Origin of the sequence: Candidatus Thalassolituus haligoni (assembly GCF_041222825.1) — a bacterium.
Taxonomy (GTDB): Bacteria; Pseudomonadota; Gammaproteobacteria; order Pseudomonadales; family Oceanobacteraceae; genus Oceanobacter; species Oceanobacter antarcticus.
Window position 1 is genome coordinate 3,904,908 of the sequence record NZ_CP139482.1, and the last position, 19,676, is coordinate 3,924,583.

Sequence of the window (19,676 nt, forward strand, 5' to 3'; positions counted from 1 at the left end):
GGCGAATAGTGGTTCTATTTAACCAGAATTTGCTCAAAAAAGAGCCAGCTTCAGCTTTTCGCAGTAGCGCAGCCCTAAGCCCGACAGCCTGCTAGAGCATCTTGTTCAACAGTGCTCGTAACGCCATTGGTTTCACTGGTTTGCGTAACAACATGAAGCCCAGTTCTTCTATCCGCTGTTTGACCTCATCGGTGTAGTCGGCAGTAATCACCATGCAAGGTACCTGGCGCTGCCAGACCTGACGGAATCCGGCCATCACATCCAGCCCGGTGACACCCTGATCCAGGTGGTAGTCGATAATCACCAGATCCGGTATCTGCCCGGCAAGGGCTTTGCGGGCGCGGTTAAAGCTGTTGGCGGTAATCACCTGATAGCCCCAGTCGCCCAGCAACATGGCCATGCCATCAATAATCTGCTGTTCGTTATCGATGCAGAGCACCAGCCCGGAACCGCGTTCGCCTTGATCATCACGAGCAGACGGCGTGGCCGTTAATGGTGCGACGGTCGTTGGAATCGACACACTGAAGCAACTGCCCTGCTCCGGTTCGGAAACCACCCTCATCGGGTGATCCAGCAACAAACACAAACGCCGTACAATCGATAATCCCAGCCCCAAGCCTTTGGTATTCGCCGGAGCATGAGGCTCAACGCCATTACGGACTCCTTCAAGACGATGAAATTCTTCAAAAATCATATCGAGTTCATGGGCCGGTATGCCGATGCCGGTATCCAGTACCTGCACCTGTACGCCCTGTTGCTGACGTCGAGTGCCAACCAGTATCTTCCCCTGACGGGTGTAGCGCAGCGCGTTGCTCAGCAGGTTTTGTACGATACGCCGCAACAGTACCGGGTCGGAATCCACTCTGGCGCTGCTGCGCAGATAGTGAAGTTCGATACCTTTCTGTTCCGCCAGCGGGCGAAACTCATCCACCAGCGAGTCCAGCACCCGACACAGTGCAAACACTTGGCGGCGGGGGCGGACGATATCGGCATCCAGTTTGGAGATTTCCAGTAACTCGTTCAGTAATGACTCAGCGGAGTGCAGCGACTGATCCAGATGCTGGGCCACCGGCATGATTTCATCCACCGCACCGGGACTGGCTGCCTGCTTGCGCTCCAGTTTGTTCAGTATCGACGCTGAAAACAGCGACGCCGAATTTAATGGCTGCACCAGATCGTGCCCGGCAGCGGCCAGAAAGCGGGTCTTGTTACGGCTGGCCTTTTGCAGGTCATTATTCAGTTCGGTGAGTTTACGGGTGCGCTCTTCGACCCGCTGTTCCAGCACTTCGTTGGCGCTGCGTAACTGGTCTTCGATATGGCGATATTCGGTAATGTCGCTGTACACCGTGATGTAGAGATTTTCGCCAATCGGGGTGCCACTCAGTTCGATCGAACGACCATCACGGGTTTTACGCACGTAATGCAGTATCTCCCGATTGCGTAACTCCCTGAAGCGTTGCGCCACCAGTGCGTCAACATTCTGGTCACCATAGCCGCCGGAACGGGCAATATGCCCCAGCAGTGCCTCGACCGACTGGCCGACGTACAAATACCCTTGGGGGAAACCGTACAAGCTGGCAAAGCGCTGATTCCAGGCCACCAGCGTCAGGTGTTCATCCACCACCGTGATGCCCTGGTTGAGGCTGTGCAGAATGGAATTGAGCAGGTCGCGATTGAACAGCACCACCTCGGAGACTTCCTCAACCAGGTTATTCAGCGTGGTGTACTGGCCGGTATCGTCCTCAACCAGATTACGTAACAGCAGCGCCGAACCCTTGCGTCCCACCACCGAACTGAGCAAACGATCCGCTTCTTTGAGCATGGGTTCATCCACTTCGCCACGATGCAATATCCGACCAGTGAGCGGATTGCTGAAATCTTCAAAAAACGCGTTGACCTTGGCCGGATTGATAAACCGCTGCAGCAACGCACGTAAATCCTGGGCTCGAATGGCATAACGCCGGGAACTGAGCTGACCCGATGAGCCGGTACTGTAAACAAAACGCTGGGCTTGTTCGGTGTCGGCAAAACTGGGTTTGTGATAGAGCGACGCAATCACCAGCATCAGGGTATTCAGCATCAGGCTCCAGAAGGTGCCGTGCACAATCGGATTGAGTTCATTCAGCCCCAGCAAGCCGTGGGGTTGTAAAAACGCCAACCCCCATGGCCCGTCAAGAAAGGCCGGATCCACCCAGCCCATATCCGATACTACCGGCAGGAACAGCGTGTAAGACCACACAGCAAACCCGGTGCCAATCCCCCAGTAAGCCCCCATACGATTGGCACCGTGCCAGATCATTCCGACCAGTATCGCTGGCGCAAACTGGGCGATGGCAACAAAGGCCAGCAAGCCGATTTCCGACAAGCTGTGAAACTGCGACAGCAAACGGTAGTAAATAAAGGCCAGCGCCAGCACACCGACAATCGCCACCCGGCGGATCAGCAACACCCGCAGCTTGATGCCAGTGCCGTTACCCTGCCAGCCAAACTTGATCAGAATGGGCAAGACGATTTCATTACACACCATGGTCGCCAGGGTGATTGAGGAAATAATCACCATCGACGTCCCTGCCGACAGCCCGCCGATATAAGCCAGCAACGCCAGCCATTCCTGATGAAATGCCAGTGGCAGTTCCAGCGTGATATAGGTGAAGGATTCCAGCAGATCCTGATTCAGCATCGCCACCATGCCGAGTGGCAATACAAACAGATTGATCGCCAGCAAGTAGAGCGGAAACATCCAGCGGGCGGCACGAATATCGCGCTGCGAGCGGTATTCCACTACCGCTACGTGGAAGTGACGCGGCAAGGCAATAATGGCGACCCCCCCCAGCAAGGCATGGGTCAGATAGACACTGGGATCGGCATAATCCGTCAGGGTACGGGCAATATCACCTTCTGCCATGGCCTTGTTCACCAGATCGGCAAAGCCGTCGTACAGACCATACACAGCAAACAGCCCGACGGCGGTCAGTGCCACCAGCTTGACCAGCGATTCGAACGCAATTGCCAGCATCATGCCCTGATGGCTTTCGCTGGAATCCACCGTGCGGGTACCAAACAGAATACTGAAAATGGCCATGATGCCAGCGATGATCAGCGTCGGGTCGCTGTACCAGCTTAATTCGACCGAACTGGTCAGCGTTACCAGCTGGAAACTGGCAGACACCGCCTTGAGCTGCAACGCGATATAAGGCACCACCCCCAGCAAACACAGTAGCGCCACCAGAATGCCCACGCCCCGGCTATGACCGAAGCGGGCCGAGATAAAATCGGAAATTGTGGTGCTGTTTTCCTGCCGGGCGATCTGGATAATCCGATCCATGACCTTCCAGCCCACAGTAATCAGGAGGATGGCTCCGGCGTAGGTCGGTGCCAAAATCCAGCCATGGGTCAGCGCCTGTTGTACCGTGCCGTAAAACGCCCAGGTGGTGCAAAAAATGGCCAGCGTCAGACTGTACACATAAGGCTGCCAGGAAGGCCGCATCCAGCGTGACCCCCAAATGGCGATCACAAACAAAAAGCCGACGTACATCAGTGACAGCCCACCGACAAACCAGACCTGATGAATCAGGCTATCCATGGAATCGGCCTCTACTCGCGCCAGTCTTCACGCGGTCTGTTGATACTGAAGTCATTATTACTGAGGCCATTATTATTGTTTACCCCACAAAACGTGAATCGGAATCGGCCTGATCTCTCTTGTATACAGGTTATTTCTCCCGCTCAACCTACTTTGGTAGGTCTTGGCAAATTCCCCTACCAAAGAAGGGTAGGATGCCCCAGGCCGCCTCCCTATAGTTTTTCACACACTCTGGCGTGCCATTTTTTCAACCAATGGACGTACAGCTACTGAAAAAATAATAATCAGGATCAGGCTATGAAACGCACTCTTACGACTCTGGTGGCCACATCAGCGCTGGCGCTCTGCTGCACTGCCGTACAGGCAAAACCTGTCTTACTGAAAACCCCGATCGCTTTTGGCTCCAACCTGCCAGCCCTGGGAACACCCATCGCGTGGGTTGCTGAACAACTACCGATTGTCTCGGGTGGCGAAGTCAAAATGAAACTGTATGAACCGGGCAAACTGGTCGCTCCGCTGCAAATCCTCGATGCGGTATCCACTGGCAAAGTTAACTCAGGTTACTCCATCGCCGGTTACTGGGCTGGCAAAATGCCTGCCGCCGCCATCTTTTCAACCATCCCGTTTGGCCCGGAAGCGCCGGAATTTGCCGCCTGGATGTACTATGGCAACGGTCTCAAGCTGTATCAAAAAATGTACGATGATGCCGGTTACAACGTCCACGTTGAGCCTTGCGCACTGATCAGCCCGGAAACCTCTGGCTGGTTCAAAAAGCCGGTCAACTCCCTTGAAGACCTCAAAGGTCTGAACATGCGTTTCTATGGTCTGGGTGGTGAAGTTCTGGCCAAGCTGGGGGTCTCCACCTCACTGATTCCAGGTGGTGAAATCTTTGGTGCACTGGAAAAAGGAGCCATTGATGCCACCGAATTTTCGCAACCGGCGATCGACCAGAAGCTCGGTTTCTACAAGGTTGCCAAGCACAACTACTTTCCTGGCTGGCATCAGCAGGCCACCTTCTTTGAATTATTGGTCAACGGCGATACCTGGAAAGGCATGACCGACCAGCAGCGCGCCGTGGTATCAACCACCTGTAAGGCATCGGTCACCAACTCGGTGGCGGAGTCTGAATACATCCAGTTTGAAGCGATCCGCGCCAACATTGAGGAGCGCGGCGTAACCGTGCACGAGTGGCCGAAAGAAATGCTGGATGCCTTTGAAGGCGCATGGGAAGAAGTCGCCACCGAACAGCGCAAGGATCCGACCTTCGCGGCGGTATATGACGACCTGCAAACCTTCCGCAGCAACTACAAGTTGTGGTCCAGCCGCGCCTTTCTGCCTCGCGATTGATACGAGCCTACCGGGCCGCAGCTGAGTTGCTGCCGACAGGGTGTCTGCCAGACACCCTGTTTTGTTTTTCGCATCAACGCTTTATCAACGAACACTCGCAGGAACACCCATGAACCAGCACCCAGATACTGCCCTTCCGGTGCCATTTGCCGACACCGTCGATCGGCTGCTGATCCGGCTCAGTCAAGCCGTCGCCTGGATCTTCGCCATCCTGATGGTGGTGATTCTCACCCAGGTCATGCTGCGTCGCGGCTTCAGTGCCGGCATGATCGCGCTGGAAGAACTGCAATGGCACTTATACGCCATCGGCGTCTTTGCCGGTGTCGTGTATGCCCAGGCCAACAACAGCCACGTGCGGGTGGATGTCCTGCACTGTCAGTTCGGCCCAACAGCCAAACATCTGGTAGAAATTCTCGGGCTGACGTTATTGTTGCTGCCGTTTTTGTCGCTGGTGTTTTATCACGGGCTGGATTTTGTCTATCAGTCGTGGCGCATTGATGAGCGCTCGATTGCACCCGCCGGGCTGCCCTGGCGCTGGCTGATCAAAACCCTGATTCCTGTCACCATGGGGTTAATGATCATCGCCGCACTGAACCGCCTCTTTCGTGAAGCCATCCTGCTGCAACGTCATCTGAGCGGAGGTCACCACGATGGAAATTAATGAAATCCTCATCATCGCCATGTTCGCCAGTTTTATCCTGCTGCTGTTTAGCGGTTTTCCGGTCGCCTGGGTATTGGGCGGTGTTGGTACTGTGTTTGCCCTGCTGGCCTACCTGTCGGATACGTACCTCGACACCCTGATTGGTATCGACTTTACCTCGGTGGGGTTGGTCGTTGACCGCACCTACAAGATCATGGACAACTGGATTCTGGTGGCACTGCCGATGTTTATCTTTATGGGCAACCTGCTCGATAAGTCTGGTGTCGCCGAAAATCTGATGAAATCTTTCCAGGCGCTGTTTGGCCGGGTACGCGGCGGGCTGGCCATTACTGTCGTGCTGATCGGGATTATTCTGGCGGCATCCACCGGTATTGTCGGTGCCTCGGTCGTATTGCTGGGGGTCATGTCACTGCCTGCCATGCTGAGCCAGGGTTATGACAAAACCGTCACCGTCGGCACCATTGCCAGCGCCGGGACGCTGGGCATCTTGATTCCCCCCAGCATCATGCTGGTGATCATGGCCGACCAGCTGGCACTGTCGGTCGGTGACCTGTTTATGGGAGCGGTTATGCCCGGCCTGCTGCTGGGCGTGTTGTACATCGTCTACATTCTCGGCTGGGGTCTGTTTAAACCCTCATCCATGCCTCTGGACGACAACATTCAGCCAGTGACGGCCAAGGTCTGGATCGATGTTTTCAAGGCCGTAGCACCCACATTGGCGATGATTCTGGCCGTACTCGGCAGTATTTTTGCCGGTATTGCCACGCCGACGGAAGCTTCTGCCGTAGGTGCAGCGGCGGCTATGGGCCTGGCCTGGCAAAACAAACGGCTGAATATCAAGGTCGTGCGCGAGTGTCTGCACGATACCCTCAACGTCAGCGGTTATATCTTCGCGATCTTTATCGGGGCCACCATGTTTGCACTGGTACTGCGGGAACTGGGCGGTGACGAATACATCGAGTCGTTACTGACCGCCCTGCCGTTTGGCCCCTACGGCATTATTCTGTTTATTCTTGGCATCGTATTTTTACTCGGTTTTATCCTCGACTGGATCGAAATCACGCTGATTATTCTACCGCTGGTTGCGCCGGTGATCAGTGCCTTGGAAATTTCCATCAACGGCTACGGCGTCATGGATAATCCGACTCTGGTGTGGTTTGTGATGCTGGTCGCGCTGACCTTGCAGACCTCGTTCCTGACACCGCCGGTGGGTTTCTCGCTGTTCTATCTGAAAGGTGTATGCCCGCCGGAAGTATCGTTAGCGACCATATATAAAGGCGTGATTCCGTTTATTCTGCTGCAACTGACCGCCCTGGCGTTGCTGATCATCTTCCCCGGTCTGGTCAACTGGTTCCCGGCCTACGTCTACGGGCCATAACAACCGGAGAGATCAAAGTGGCCATGGCTGGCCGTGCCTGCAAGGCGGAATCTCACCCCACCTTGCAGGCAGCCCCTTTTCTGGGGTACCGCATCAGGATACCGCTGAAAATACCCGTGCGAAGCTGGATTGTTCATGAATATCAATCGGCAAGCGCAGCTTGCGAGAGATGTCACTGGCGGAGAACAGGCCCCGGATTTTGTGGTTTTCACGATCCACCACCAGACAGTGTTGCTGATAGTTATCTTGCAGGCAGTTCACCACATCACCAATGGTCGAGAGCACCAGTTCGGAGTAATTCAGCGCGGTCAGATCTTTCTTGCGGGTCATCAGTTCCGAGACCAGCACTTCTTTCAGGCTGCTGAGGCCGGTATTGGTCGCTTGCAGCAGAATGTACTGATCCGACAAATGCTCTGCATCAATGATACCGAGAAAGCGGTTGTTTTCATCCACCACCAACTTCAGGCGAACATGGGTCTTGATCATCATGTTGCGAGCTTCGACGGCAGTCACCGAGGATTCAATCACCATCGGTTCACTGTCGACAAAATCGGTAAAAAACGCCTTTGCTGGGCTGTTCAGAGAGATATGAACCGGCTTTTCAGGAAAGGCCAGTTCATCGACGTTTTGTACTGGGTGCAGAGTCAATTTATGCATGGGAAATACTCCTCTTTTGCCTGTTACCGCAGCGATACTGATCGGTCAGGCAATATTCTGATTGTTGGGTGAGATTCGGGAGTCTGGCCAAAGGGAGGGGGGAAGCTGTCCATTGGCCAGAGCAATCAAAAACGGCGAGGAGGGCCGCGAACCCGAATGCTGGCGCGATGCTGCGTCCGGTAATCCGGCACCATCGCAGGCAACAGCACAACCATCAGCACAAGCGTCAGCAGTAATAACGTAACCGGAGCAGGTGGAACATAGCGGTCGTTGTCGCCATCCAGCAATGCGGGGGGATCACTGAATGCAACCTGACTACTCCAGAAGGCGTCATGATTACCATGGGCATCCAGCAAACTGAACGCACTGACAGCACCCAACAAGGAGACACAGAAGAGCATACGCAGCATGATGCAACGATTGATCATTAGCTCTCCCCGGTTCGATAGATTGCGCTAAACGGCAATCGGTGGTTGATACGTTCAAGATGACGGATTTAGCGTCACTGTTGAAGTATAGACTGAATATTCTGTTTAAGTTCTCCACCAAAGACGTTCAAATGGGACAATCCTGTAAATTATTACATCATTATTGCCCCACCTAACGGAATGGCATCAAAAATGCCGTTAACGTATGCCGGGAGTCAGCCCAAATCCCCACCACCGACCGGAATCACCGAACCGGTAAGGTAGGAAGATTCATCCGATGCCAAAAACAGAATGGCATTGGCCTGTTCCTGCGGCGTCGAGTAGCGCTTCATCAGAGTAGAATCGATGGTCTGGTCGACAATCTGCTGATACCAGATTTCTTCCTGCTTGCTTTGTTTGTTGGTGTTGCGCGGAATTCGACGCGGGCCAACGTCGGTGCCGCCCGGCGCGGTAGCGTTTACCCGAATACCGTATTCGGCATTTTCATACGCCAGACAAGCGGTCAAGGCATTCACACCGCCTTTGGCAGCCGCATAGGGCACCCGGTTCAGGCCACGGGTGGCAATCGACGAGACGTTGACGATGGTGCCACTGCGTTGTGCCTGCATGGTATCGAGCACCGCATGACAACCCCACAAGGTCGGAAACAGCGAGCGTCTGATTTCTTTTTCGATCTGGGTCGGTTTGTAGGCTTCATAGGGTTTGGCCCAGATGGTGCCGCCGACATTATTCACCAGCACATCGACCCGACCCAGCTCTTCAATGACCGAACGGATAGCGTCGTTGGCACTTTTGAATTGCTCCAGATTGGCCAGTCGGTAGAGGGTGTTGGGTGAACCGGCAGCGAGGCAGGATTCGACCACTTCTTCGACGATGGGCGACAGATCAATCAAGGCCAGTATCGCGCCTTCCGCCGCCATGGATTCCGCCACCGCCCGGCCGATGCCTTGAGCAGCTCCGGTGACGATAACGACTTTGTTTTCAAAACGGGATGGACGCATGAGGTGTTCTCCTGAAGCGAGGTGGTGTGCAAAACACACCACTACAAACGGGCGATGTTCAACTGGAAGCAAATTTCTCGTAATAGAAATTCACTGGCTTGATGCCTTTATCGGTCATAAAGCCGTTGACGGCATCCACCATGGGCGGCGGCCCACAGAGGTAAATATCGAGGTCGCCGTTGTGTAGCACGCCGTCGTCCATATGATGGGTCACGAAGCCTTTAACCGGGTATTCCGCATCCGGGTTGGCGGCACAGGCCGTGAAACTGAAGTTGTCGATCCGTGCGGCAAAGTCTTCCAGCTTGTCCATTTCAACCAGGTCACCGTCGTTGGTAACGCCGTAAATCAAGTGTACCGGCTGAGGGCAACCGTCACGTTCGAGTTTCTCCAGCATCGCCAGAAAAGGTGCCAAACCGGTACCACCGGCCAGCATCAACAGCGGACGTTTGACATCACGCAGGTAGAAGCTGCCGAACGGGCCACGCAATGTCATGGTATCGCCCGGCTTGGCGTCGTTGACCAGCCAGCTGCTCATCAAGCCGTCCGGCACGACCCGAATCAGGAACGACACAGCACCACGGTCTTCTTGCACCAGCGAGCTGAACGAGTAGGCACGGGTTTGATCGGTGCCGGGCACTTGCAGGTTGACGTATTGTCCCGGCAAGAAATGCATGGCACGAATCTGGTCACTGGCAAGGGTAAAGCTGAGGGTGGATGGTGACAGTCGGTTAAGTGCCACCACCTCGGCATGAATATCTGCCATCACGGTACGTACACACATTTCCGACAGCGCCGGTACGTTAATTACGCAATCCGTTGCTGCAATCATGCAGCAGGTGAGCACCTTGCCCGCTTCCGCTTCCTGATCTGACAGCGCATCTTCGATGTAATCATCCATTTCGAACTGGCCGGATTCCCACTGGCATTTGCAGGTGCCACAGGCACCGTCACGACAGTCCATCGGGATATTGATTTGCGAGCGGTAGGCGGCATCAGCAACGGTTTCACCCGCCATGGCGTCGATAAAACGGGTAACCCCGTCTTCAAAATTGAGTGCTATTTTGGTCATAGCGGTGTCTCCAGCCTTTGTTGAAGGCTTTTGTCGTTATGGTTCTGCGTGAGAGTGGCGGTTGAGCGGTACGCACGGGCAGGTGCCTGATTTGACCATCGCCCGCTGCACCACTCCACTTGAAGCCGCCGATAACAAGCACACAGGGTGAACACTGCGCACCCTGTGTGCTTGTTATCGAGCATCAGACATCGTCTTACACGTGATAGATATCGACGACGTGATGAATGTAATCATTTTTGATCACGACGGTTTTCTTCAGAATACGAATACCAGCGTCGGTCTTTTTCAGCGTCACAAAAGCGTTGCCGAAATAGGAATCCACGGTGTTGTAGCGCACGCTGTGGGTACACCAGTTGTAGCGGATATCACAGCTGTCGCCATGGTCGGCAAGTATTTCAACATTGCTGGTGTTATGGCTGGTACGCGGCTCCGGCAAGCTGGAGGCACTGGAGCGTTCAGTCTTGATACGGAACACCCGGTCTTCGAGACCGTCGCGACGGCGATAGTACATCAGCGAGACGTGGGCTTGCGGGTCGGTCACCAGTTCGCCATCGTCATCCCAGCTGGGAATCCAGAACTCTGCTTCCGGGTCGTAGTGTTCCAGCCACTGATCCCATTGCTTGTCGTCCAGCGCACGGGCTTCGGAGTACAGGAAGTTCAGAATCTGTTGGTATTCAAAGCTCATTATGTTGCTCCTTAGCCTTTGGCTTTATCCGAACCGGTTTTGTCGACACAGGCAGACAGGTAATCCACCCAGTAACGGTGCTGAATGGTGTACAGACCTTCGTCTTCCGATTTGGCACCACTCATCACCGGCTTGAGGTCAAGGGCTTTGGCCGCGTCGTCCGGGCCGTTGATCCAGTGGGTGGCACCCCGGCACATGTCGTTCCATGGCAGACCACCGGCTTTGAAGCCTTCCTGACAGGCACGGAATTCTTCCAGATCATCCGGCGTCGCCATGCCTGAGGCATTAAAGAAGTCTTCATACTGGCGAATGCGGTGGGCACGGGCGTCGGCACTCTCGCCTTTGGGTGCGATGCAGTAGATGGTGACTTCGGTTTTATCGACTGAAATCGGGCGGAAGTGACGAATCTGCGAGCTGAACTGATCCATCAGAAAGACGTTCGGGTAGAGACACAGGTTGCGCAAGTTACCGATCATCCAGTCGGCCCGCGCTTCACCATACTGGGCAACCAGCTCGTCACGTTTTTCATACAGCGGGCGATCTTGCGGGTTAGGCCATTGCATCCACAGCAGAATGTGGCCTTGCTCGAAGGCGTAGAAGCCGCCTTTCTGTTTGTTCCAGGTCGACGCATCCATGGCTTTGACGTCATCGTCGGACATGCCATTTTTACGGCGTGCGGTGGTCGCCACATAGTTCCAGTGCACGGACGACACGTGGTAGCCATCGGCACCGTTTTCAGCCTGAACCTTCCAGTTACCATCGTAGATATAGCTGGATGCGCCCTTGACTACTTCCAGCCCCTGCGGTGACTGATCGACAATCATGTCGATGATCTTGGCCGCTTCACCCAGGTGTTCGGTCAGTGGTTTGACGTCTTCTCGCAGCGAGCCAAACAGGAAACCACGATAGGATTCAAAGCGGGCGACCTTGGTCAGGTCGTGGGAGCCTTCGCAGTTGAAGGAATCCGGGTAACCGGCTTCTTTCGGATCTTTTACTTTCAACAGTTTGCCGGAGTTATTAAAGCTCCAGCCATGGAATGGACAGGTAAGAACCGACTTGTTGCCCTTTTTGGTACGGCACAACACCGCGCCCCGGTGGGAACAGGCGTTGATAAAGCAGTTCAGTTCACCGTCCTTGTTACGGGCAATAAATACCGGCTGGCGACCCATATAGGTGGTGAAGAAATCGTTGTTCTCGGCAATCTGGCTCTCATGGGCCAGATAGATCCAGTTGCCTTCGAAGATGTGCTTCATCTCCAGCTCGAACAGCTCAGGATCGGTAAACATGTCACGGCGACAGCGAAACAGGCCCTGTTCCTTGTCTTCTTCCATCATGCTCTGGATTTTTGTTATCAGTTGCTCGTTCATCAATGGACCCTCCGTATTGATGTTCAGGTTAAAAGCCTGACGAAATACGAACTATCCAGAGCCGGATAAGGTTTATCCGTTTTGTGCACAGCCGGGTAATGAGTTTAATCGAGCCGAAAAAAGCCGCAGCCGCAGGCCAGAAAACGGGGTGTTTACCCCGCTGGCCGTCTGCAAAAATATCAGGTAACAACCGTTAGAAACGTGTCGTGTAACTTGCGATGCGCGTAATCCAGACCACCGCCCTCGCCCAGCCCTTCAAATGTCCAGGTGATCGGTTTGTGATCCGGATAGGTCTGATAACCGCCCATAAAGGTTTCGAACCGGTTACCGGAAGGATCCCAGGCGTAAATGGTGCAACCTCGGGTAATACCATGGCGAGTGGGGCCAATATCCACCGGCACATCGTTCATCGCCATAATGTCAGCCGCACGTAATACCTTCTCCCAGCTTTCCAGCTGGAAGGCGACATGGTGCAGCTTGCCAGGCTCGGAATGTTCAACAAAGGCGATATCATGGGCCTTGTTGGAACAGCTGAGCCAGAGCGCAATTTCACCCTCCCGATCCGGGGTCAGGGTGCGCTCAACCAACTGAAAGCCCAGCACCTCAATCAGAATCTTTTTGGCAGCCGCAGTATCCGGGCCATACAGCAAGCAGTGATCCATACGAATAGGGGCGATGCCTTTTTCGGCGTTGGCATTCCAGGGTGCCGGATTCAACTCAGCGCTGTCGTTGCCCACCCACGTCTTGTCGGCGTACAGTTCGATCAGATGACCAGTAGGTAAAGTGAAACGCACCCGCTCGCCGGTTTCCAGCATCTCGCCAGCAGGCATACGACTGGTTTCCAGACCATAGTCGTTTAATGCGCGCTCAAAATGGAGCAGGGTGTCGTTATCCAGCACCTTGAAAGCAAAAAAATCGATCCCGGCACGATCAGCTTCACGAATCACCACACTGTTATGATCCTGCTCATCCCAGGCCTTGAAATAGACCCGGCCTTGATCATCCCGGCCGGTTTCCAGCAAGCCCAACACATCCCGATAGAAATGAACGCCCTGTTCGAGATTCAGCACCCGGATCTGAGCATGACCCGGCCGCAATACACCTTGAATCGCCATCAGTTGATACCTCTTGTTATTGTTTACCAGTTAGACGATTAAGGTATCCAGCGACACCATTCCGATCTAATACCTAATAGGAAAGAGTCCAATACTGTTTTTGCATGAAGTATTGTATTTTGACGAGCATCATTGACTTAGTGCCAGGTCAATACTCGATGAGAAAAATTGTTTTTTTAACGTCGGATGACGGCAATGGATTGATTATCCAGATTGCCTCAAGCACGGTCGCAGAGGTGCTTCCAGATCGTGGATATATGGCACAAATAGGCTTCGGTTTATGGCTAAAAAGCGGGATTTTATGGTTTATTGGGGTGCTTTGGATGTTAAAAATCAGCAGCAAAAAAAAGGGGATTACCCGGCAAGAATCAGTCAACCATTTTTGACAAAAGGATATCCCGACTTTGGATTGATCCGCCATAAAAACAGCAGGAAACTCCCTGTTCGGCAGAGGGCAAAAAAAATCGGCGATACAGTACCGTTTATGAATAATAAACGAGTACCTTTCGCCGATGTTTAATCAATCTGGTTTAAAATCACGACAGCAATCGTTTTAAAAACCGCTGCCGGTCAGCAGCTTATGCTCCTTTAAAAAAATTGACGACAAGCTGATTAAAGCGGTCTTTATGTTCTATTTGAGTCCAATGCCCGCAACGACCAAATACATGCAATTCTGCCCGCTCAATAAGTTCTGCCAGACGAAGACCGGCAGACAGCGGCACGACAAAATCTTCGCGTCCATGCACAATCAGCGTGTCGTTAGCCAGTGCTCGTAGCGCTTCATCCGAACTGGCCAGGGCATCGACCCAACGCTGGCGCGGCGCTGGGAACATACGCGCAAAAGACTCCTGAAATCCGGGCTGAATACTGGCGTTATAACGCAGTTCAGCTAATTCATCGGTCACAAGCGAGCGATCATAGGCAAAAACATCAAGCAGTTTACGCATATTCGCAATCGATGGCTCATAGCCCCAAACTGCATTCAAGCCATCCGTGAGCTCAAATTTTGTACCGGCAGAACCCATGAGAATCATTCGATCCACCCTTTCCGGGTATTTTACCGCAGCAGCAATGGCCAAGGCGCCGCCAAAGGAATTGCCAACAACATGGGCTTTTTCAATATCCAGGGCATCCATCAGCCCAATAATATGATCAACCCAATTCTCCATGCGGTATTCGAAATCAGCAGGCCGTTCGGTGAATCCGAAACCGACCATATCTGGGGCGATAACACGAAAATGTTCACTAATAGCTGGCATATTCAACCGCCAATTGGCATAAGCGGTCACACCAGGGCCAGAGCCATGAATCAGAATAACCACAGGCCCTTCGCCACTGTCGTGATAATTCGTTTGAATATTCGCCGCTACGACATTTTTCGATATTTCTGGATTGGTCATGACACTCTCCGATTACATCATCCGCATTTATAGAATGCTGAATTAAATAGTTGGCCCCTTAAACTCAGATCCGTTTAAACTCAAATCCGTTTAAACTCAAATCCGTTTAAACAAGGCCGAACGCTGCTGTTCTTCCGCACCATCGGCAGCAGTAACAAATCGCTCCATATGAATATCGCGTTCAAACAGTCGCCCTTGCATCAGGGTGCTGATGGCGGCGTCGATCATCGGTGGCGGGCCACACAGGTAGGCTTTGTGGCCTTCGAATTTGCCATCGAACCGGGCATTGACAGCATCGTGGACAAAGCCGGTAAAGCCTTGCCACTGGTCGTCGGGTTCCGGGGCATTCAGTGCCGGAATGTAGTGGAAGTTGCTGTGCTGCTGTTCGAGGGTTTCGAAAATCTCGCGGTTATACAGTTCGCTGATGTTGCGCGCTCCCTGGAACAGGTAGATCTGGCGACTGTCGCCTTCTTCGAGCAGATCCAGCACCATGGATTGCGGGCTGGACAGGCCGGAACCCCCGGCGATAAAGATCACGTCCTTGTCGTCCGATTTGCGGGTGAAGAACTGGCCGTAAGGGCCGGAGATGGTGAGTGTGTCGCCGACCTTGAGCTGATTGTGCAGCCAGGTCGTACCGGCACCACCGGGCACCAAACGGACATGCAGTTCCAGGGTGTCGGCTTGTGACGGTGTATTGGCAATGGAGAATGCGCGACTGCCTTCAACGCCGGGAATAATCAGGTTGATGTATTGCCCGGCCTGAAAAGCCATATCCCGATCCAGACGGAAATGAACACCCTTGATGGTGGGCGACAGGTTGATGATGTCGGTTACTTCTGCGTCAAAGTCTTCTACCGGGTGTCCGGCAAAATCCGGGTCGACGTCGATGTCGGCTTCTATCACCAGATCGCTTTCCGGGATGGCACAGCAGGCGAGAATTTTGCCTTCGTCTTTTTCCATGTCCATCAAGGCAAACGGCGACGCAGCACCAACATCGACATCCCCTTCCAGCACCTGGCATTTGCAGGTGGCGCAGGTGCCGTGGCCACAGGCAAAGGGTAACCAGACCCCCTGGCGCAGCGCTGCATCCAGAATGGTTTGCCCTTCTTCTACCTCAATCTGCTCGCCAGTGGGTTCAATGGTGACCATGTAGCTCATGCTGTTATACCCCTGCGCCCTGGAAACCGGTCAGTTCCGGTGTGGTAAATCGCAACAGTGACTTGTGGCCAATGCCTTGTTCCGCCAGGCCTTTGTTGATATCGGGTGTGAAGGACTGGCCATCCAGTAGCCAGACAACGGTATCCCAGTTGATCTGTTCCCATTCAGGATGAATCCCAAAGGCTTCGCCCATGACCTGGTCACGAAAGTCGCTGAATGGCATCGCCGGTGGCACTGGCCAGGCGAAGGCCGCCGGGAACATCAGGTGTCTGTCCCAACCGGCGTACACCACCTGGTTGCCGTGGAAGTTTTCGATCTTGTCTTTGATTTCGCCGACATAGTCTGGCGTGATTGCTTGAACAGCCATATTGTTATTCTCTTGTCTGGAGCCTGACATCTGCTGTCAGGCTCGGTGTTGTTTTTTCCGTAGGGACGGGCTCTGTCCCTGTCCGTTTCGCTCCGTCCCTGTCCGTTTCGCTCCGTCCTTGTCCGTTTCGCTCCTGTCCCTGTCCGTTTCGCTCCTGTCCCTGTCCGCTTCGCGCCCACCACATCCGGTGGGGTCAGGCTGATTTCCATTCCTTCCAGCGCTTTTCATCCGGACTGCCTTTAAAGTCGAGGTTGTCGGCTCCGAGATTAAAGTTGTAATAATCCCGCAGCACCTCTTCCATCCCCGGGCCACCGCAGTTGCCCTGGAAAATTTGGTGTGCCGGTAACCAGGCCTGAACGTATTTTTCCGGCTCGTCATCGAAGATGTCTTTACAGCCGTCCGAGCAAAAGTGGTATTTGTCGCCCTTGTATTCCGACATCCGGTAGGAGAGCTGGCCGGGGTTGTCCATTTCGGTAAACAGCATTGGTATCTGACAGGTGTTACATAGCTGCGGCAGCGCCTTGTTGTATATACGCTTGCCTTCGTCTTCGAGTTTTTGCGCCAGCTCCCAGCGTGGGCGGTAGTATTTGTCGAAGGTATTAGGGTACTTTTCGCTCAGCCAATCCATTTCCTTCTCGGTCGGAATCCAGGTATGGAAGCCCGCAGCATGGCCGAAGGTGTAAAACGTCCACCAGGTCTGATGGCTGATGTGTTCTTTTTCTTTTTCAGTGGTCTCAACGTACTTCGGCTTGCGAATGCCGTAGCGGGCCAGATCCTTGAACAGCGCACCACCGGCTTCTTCAAAGTAAACTTCCCAGGCTTCCTGCCAGCTCATCACCTTGTTCGGCAGCATATAGTCCATCATCATGCCGACGAGACTGAGCATACGGGTGCCACGCCAGAACCATTTGTCAATCCACTTCTGCACGATGGGTACGTTGGCTTCGTCCTGTTCCAGCAGGAACTTGATCACTTCCAGACCCAGGGTCATATGGCGGGCTTCGTCGGACTGGGCCGAAAAGCCGAACGTCACCGTCGCCATATCGCCGTTGTGTGCCGCGCCCGACATAAAGGGTACAAATACCAGGTTGGTGAGTACGTACTCAAAGCTGAAGCTGATCGCTACCAGGAACTCGAACGGGCCTGCCGTGCGGGCATCATCAAAGAAGGATTTTGGCACCGACAGATACCAGACCCGGTCGTGCATATGGCTCCAGTCCTGGAAACCATCAAAGAACTTGTTGTACTGACTCATGGCATGTATCTGGGTCTGTACGTGTCGCAGTTCGTCGATGGACTGCATCTGACAAGCCACGCGGGCACCGACGCCGCCAAACTGGCGGCCAACATGGGCAAAGCCCTGAAAAGCCTGATATTCCAGCGGTGAAATACCGGTCAGGAACAATTTGATGGCATTCATATAACGGGGGTCAGAGACGTTCAGGTGACCGTTATTCTGTGCCGATGCATCAAAAATGGCGTAGAGCTTCTTTTCTTTCTCGGCCTGGTATTTCCAGTAAGCGTCCATGGTCAAACGGAAAGGGTCTTCCCACTTCGACCAGTCGTTGATCTTGATGCCCTCAAAATCTTCGTAAGGAAAGGCCTGCTTGCGATCTTCGTAGGAGAATTCCCAGTCAAGATCGCGAGTCAGTAACTTGTATTTGTCTTTCAAATTCAGTTTTTTTACAGCCATGATGTGGCTCCTTGTTATTTTTGTTGGGTCAGGCGTCGGGGGCAGACGGCTTTCAAAGCACCCAGCTCAGCTCAAGCCGGTCTTCATCCTCATCCACGTTGCCACCCAGGGAAATCAGGTTCAGATGCAGTTCCTGCACGTCCCAATCACGGCCGAGTTTTTCTTCTACGGTTTCCCGCTTCACCACCATAAGGTTCTCCTGCTCCATGCGGATCATGGCGGGCTGGTAGATCACCGTGACTTCTGGGTTATCTTCTTCTACCGCTTCGACGATATAGCGTGAGACGTCGTTGTCTTGCAGGATCAAATACACTTTGGACATGGGGTTCCCCTTCAGGACAGGCCGAGTTTGGCGGTACGTTTATCCAGTGCCAGCAAGGCATCTTCCAGTGATGCCGTACCACCACAGAGCTCCTGCGCCACTGGAGCCAGCGCTTCGGCGACGCGGCCACGCCAGTCGTTCAGCCACTGGCCTATCAGTGCCTTGTTGGCGTCGGATTCTGCTACGGCGGTCTTGAGTACGCTGTCGATCCAGCGACTGTTGTCACGATTCCACTCACGCATAAATTCGGTCAACATGCCGACGTCCTGCGCGCCATTGGCGTTCAGCCATTGATCGTACTGCACGTAAAACAGCTCGAAGACCAAGGTGTCGATCACCAGATCCTGGGCAATAAAGGTTTCGAACCAGTCCTGTACCGTCAGGGTTTTTTCACACAGGGCACGCATGCCTTGCCAGATGGGGTCTTGCATCCAGAGTTGCTTGGCCTGCGTAAGCAGGTCACCGCTATTACCATCCAGAATCAGGCCAATCCGCGACAGGTACTGGGCAATGCCCAAACGATCCATACCGTTAAACAGCAGCGCCTGGGTTATGGATGTACCAAAACCGATGGAGCAGCCATACACGTTGTTAAGGTTGGCGGTGTGTTCGACATGGCGCAGCGGAATCAGATGTCGAACCAGACTGGCCTTGACTGCGTCCGACAGGTGTTCTGGCAAGCCGCGCTTTTCAAAAAAGCTGTAGTTGTTCTCGGCTTGCTCCTGCATTTTGGCGCGTTGCTGTACGTAGGTGCCGTAATAGAACTGGCGTGGGTCTTTCAGGTCGTACCAGTCGGCCATGGCCACAGCCGTTCTCGAACGGTCGTTCAGTTCTTTGTCTGGCTGCCATAACGGACGGTAGTGAAAGTTGATTTCAGCCTGAAGATCGTAAGTGGCTTCCTGGTAACGGGAGGCTGGCTTGTCGCCAAAGCGACGTTCCAGATTGGCGAAGGTCTGGCGCACCGGCTCCAGCGTCGAGGTTTTGATTTCTACAGTCATAATTGACGTCCTGATTGGTTGTTGTTGTTTTCAGAGTCAGTAGCTACTGGTAAAAATGGCCAGATACGCGACATGTATGTATGGCGATTAACTGTGCATTTTCTGATCGCTTTTCACCCAGTGATGCCAACGCAGGCGAATATTCAATAGCTGCTAGTGGGTTCGGGAATGGTTATCAGCCATCAGCGTATCTTCGCCGTAGCGCCATTTCGCCGTTTCAGCATCCACTGTCTGCTTTTGTGCTTCGGTCATTTCGATGACGTTATTGGCGCGACAAAAGGTCTCAAATACCGCTGGCGGCATAATAAGTTCGACAAACAGGGTCGGATCTCCAATAGCAAAATCGAATTCAACAAAGCGGGCACCTTCCGGGCTACGCACACGGATATAGCGAGTTGCTTCATTAAAATGGGTGTTTGAGGATTCATATTTGAGTTCATGCAT

General features: G+C 53.6%; 19 protein-coding genes. 4 read left to right on the top strand and 15 right to left on the bottom strand.

The genetic code is table 11. The features are described from left to right. Positions 1 to 91: 91 nt before the first annotated feature. Positions 92 to 3,583, bottom strand: coding sequence for a PAS-domain containing protein (locus SOJ49_RS17670; RefSeq protein ID WP_369855800.1), 3,492 nt, complete (start codon positions 3,581 to 3,583; stop codon positions 92 to 94). Positions 3,584 to 3,880: 297 nt separating this feature from the next. Between SOJ49_RS17670 and SOJ49_RS17675 the strand changes: the two genes are divergently transcribed. The 3 genes from SOJ49_RS17675 to SOJ49_RS17685 all read left to right on the top strand — a co-directional run bounded on the left by SOJ49_RS17675 (position 3,881) and on the right by SOJ49_RS17685 (position 6,969). Beyond that, positions 3,881 to 4,930 carry a TRAP transporter substrate-binding protein gene (locus SOJ49_RS17675; RefSeq protein ID WP_369855801.1) on the top strand — a complete coding sequence of 350 codons (1,050 nt, stop codon included), beginning with the start codon at positions 3,881 to 3,883 and terminating at the stop codon, positions 4,928 to 4,930. Positions 4,931 to 5,039: 109 nt separating this feature from the next. Then, positions 5,040 to 5,591 carry a TRAP transporter small permease subunit gene (locus SOJ49_RS17680; RefSeq protein WP_369855802.1) on the top strand — a complete coding sequence of 184 codons (552 nt, stop codon included), beginning with the start codon at positions 5,040 to 5,042 and terminating at the stop codon, positions 5,589 to 5,591. Then, positions 5,581 to 6,969, top strand: coding sequence for a TRAP transporter large permease subunit (locus tag SOJ49_RS17685; RefSeq protein ID WP_369855803.1), 1,389 nt, complete (start codon positions 5,581 to 5,583; stop codon positions 6,967 to 6,969). The genes SOJ49_RS17680 and SOJ49_RS17685 overlap by 11 nt, the downstream gene beginning before the upstream one ends. A 93-nt stretch (positions 6,970 to 7,062) precedes the next feature. On the opposite strand, the gene SOJ49_RS17690 is transcribed toward SOJ49_RS17685, so the two are convergent. The 7 genes from SOJ49_RS17690 to SOJ49_RS17720 form a co-directional block, all read right to left on the bottom strand. Then, positions 7,063 to 7,626 (bottom strand): CBS domain-containing protein, encoded by a 564-nt coding sequence (locus SOJ49_RS17690; protein WP_369855804.1) that lies wholly within the window; start codon positions 7,624 to 7,626, stop codon positions 7,063 to 7,065. 125 nt (positions 7,627 to 7,751) lie between these two features. Further along, entirely contained in the window at positions 7,752 to 8,054 is a 303-nt protein-coding gene (locus tag SOJ49_RS17695; RefSeq protein ID WP_369855805.1) for a hypothetical protein, read from the bottom strand. Positions 8,055 to 8,269: 215 nt separating this feature from the next. Beyond that, positions 8,270 to 9,055, bottom strand: coding sequence for a 1,6-dihydroxycyclohexa-2,4-diene-1-carboxylate dehydrogenase (locus SOJ49_RS17700; RefSeq protein ID WP_369855806.1), 786 nt, complete (start codon positions 9,053 to 9,055; stop codon positions 8,270 to 8,272). Positions 9,056 to 9,113: 58 nt separating this feature from the next. Then, positions 9,114 to 10,124, bottom strand: a complete 1,011-nt coding sequence (gene benC, locus SOJ49_RS17705) for a benzoate 1,2-dioxygenase electron transfer component BenC (protein ID WP_369855807.1) — start codon at positions 10,122 to 10,124, stop codon at positions 9,114 to 9,116. Between the two features lie 196 nt (positions 10,125 to 10,320). Then, complete coding sequence (gene benB, locus SOJ49_RS17710; protein ID WP_369855808.1) at positions 10,321 to 10,812, bottom strand: benzoate 1,2-dioxygenase small subunit; 492 nt, start codon at positions 10,810 to 10,812, stop codon at positions 10,321 to 10,323. An 11-nt stretch (positions 10,813 to 10,823) separates the two neighbouring features. Then, on the bottom strand, positions 10,824 to 12,179 hold the full coding sequence (benA, locus tag SOJ49_RS17715; protein ID WP_369855809.1) for a benzoate 1,2-dioxygenase large subunit: 1,356 nt from the start codon (positions 12,177 to 12,179) through the stop codon (positions 10,824 to 10,826). A 179-nt stretch (positions 12,180 to 12,358) separates the two neighbouring features. Further along, a complete protein-coding gene (locus SOJ49_RS17720; protein WP_369855810.1) occupies positions 12,359 to 13,294 on the bottom strand; it encodes a catechol 2,3-dioxygenase in 936 nt (311 codons plus the stop codon). A 158-nt stretch (positions 13,295 to 13,452) separates the two neighbouring features. On the opposite strand from SOJ49_RS17720, the gene SOJ49_RS17725 reads away from it, so the two are divergent. Beyond that, positions 13,453 to 13,680, top strand: a complete 228-nt coding sequence (locus SOJ49_RS17725) for a hypothetical protein (RefSeq protein WP_369855811.1) — start codon at positions 13,453 to 13,455, stop codon at positions 13,678 to 13,680. A gap of 192 nt (positions 13,681 to 13,872) precedes the next feature. Here SOJ49_RS17725 and SOJ49_RS17730 read toward each other — a convergent pair whose 3' ends face one another. The 7 genes from SOJ49_RS17730 to SOJ49_RS17760 form a co-directional block, all read right to left on the bottom strand. Then, complete coding sequence (locus SOJ49_RS17730) at positions 13,873 to 14,694, bottom strand: alpha/beta fold hydrolase (RefSeq protein ID WP_369855812.1); 822 nt, start codon at positions 14,692 to 14,694, stop codon at positions 13,873 to 13,875. A gap of 96 nt (positions 14,695 to 14,790) precedes the next feature. Further along, positions 14,791 to 15,852 (bottom strand): NADH:ubiquinone reductase (Na(+)-transporting) subunit F, encoded by a 1,062-nt coding sequence (locus SOJ49_RS17735; protein ID WP_369855813.1) that lies wholly within the window; start codon positions 15,850 to 15,852, stop codon positions 14,791 to 14,793. A gap of 4 nt (positions 15,853 to 15,856) precedes the next feature. Next, entirely contained in the window at positions 15,857 to 16,219 is a 363-nt protein-coding gene (locus SOJ49_RS17740; protein ID WP_369855814.1) for a phenol hydroxylase subunit P4, read from the bottom strand. Positions 16,220 to 16,412: 193 nt separating this feature from the next. Continuing rightward, positions 16,413 to 17,912: an aromatic/alkene/methane monooxygenase hydroxylase/oxygenase subunit alpha gene (locus tag SOJ49_RS17745; protein WP_369855815.1), complete on the bottom strand. Its 1,500-nt coding sequence runs from the start codon at positions 17,910 to 17,912 to the stop codon at positions 16,413 to 16,415. Between the two features lie 52 nt (positions 17,913 to 17,964). Then, on the bottom strand, positions 17,965 to 18,234 hold the full coding sequence (locus SOJ49_RS17750; protein WP_369855816.1) for an MmoB/DmpM family protein: 270 nt from the start codon (positions 18,232 to 18,234) through the stop codon (positions 17,965 to 17,967). A gap of 11 nt (positions 18,235 to 18,245) precedes the next feature. Then, positions 18,246 to 19,232: an aromatic/alkene monooxygenase hydroxylase subunit beta gene (locus SOJ49_RS17755; protein ID WP_369855817.1), complete on the bottom strand. Its 987-nt coding sequence runs from the start codon at positions 19,230 to 19,232 to the stop codon at positions 18,246 to 18,248. A 153-nt stretch (positions 19,233 to 19,385) separates the two neighbouring features. After that, positions 19,386 to 19,676, bottom strand: a complete 291-nt coding sequence (locus tag SOJ49_RS17760; RefSeq protein WP_369855818.1) for a phenol hydroxylase subunit — start codon at positions 19,674 to 19,676, stop codon at positions 19,386 to 19,388.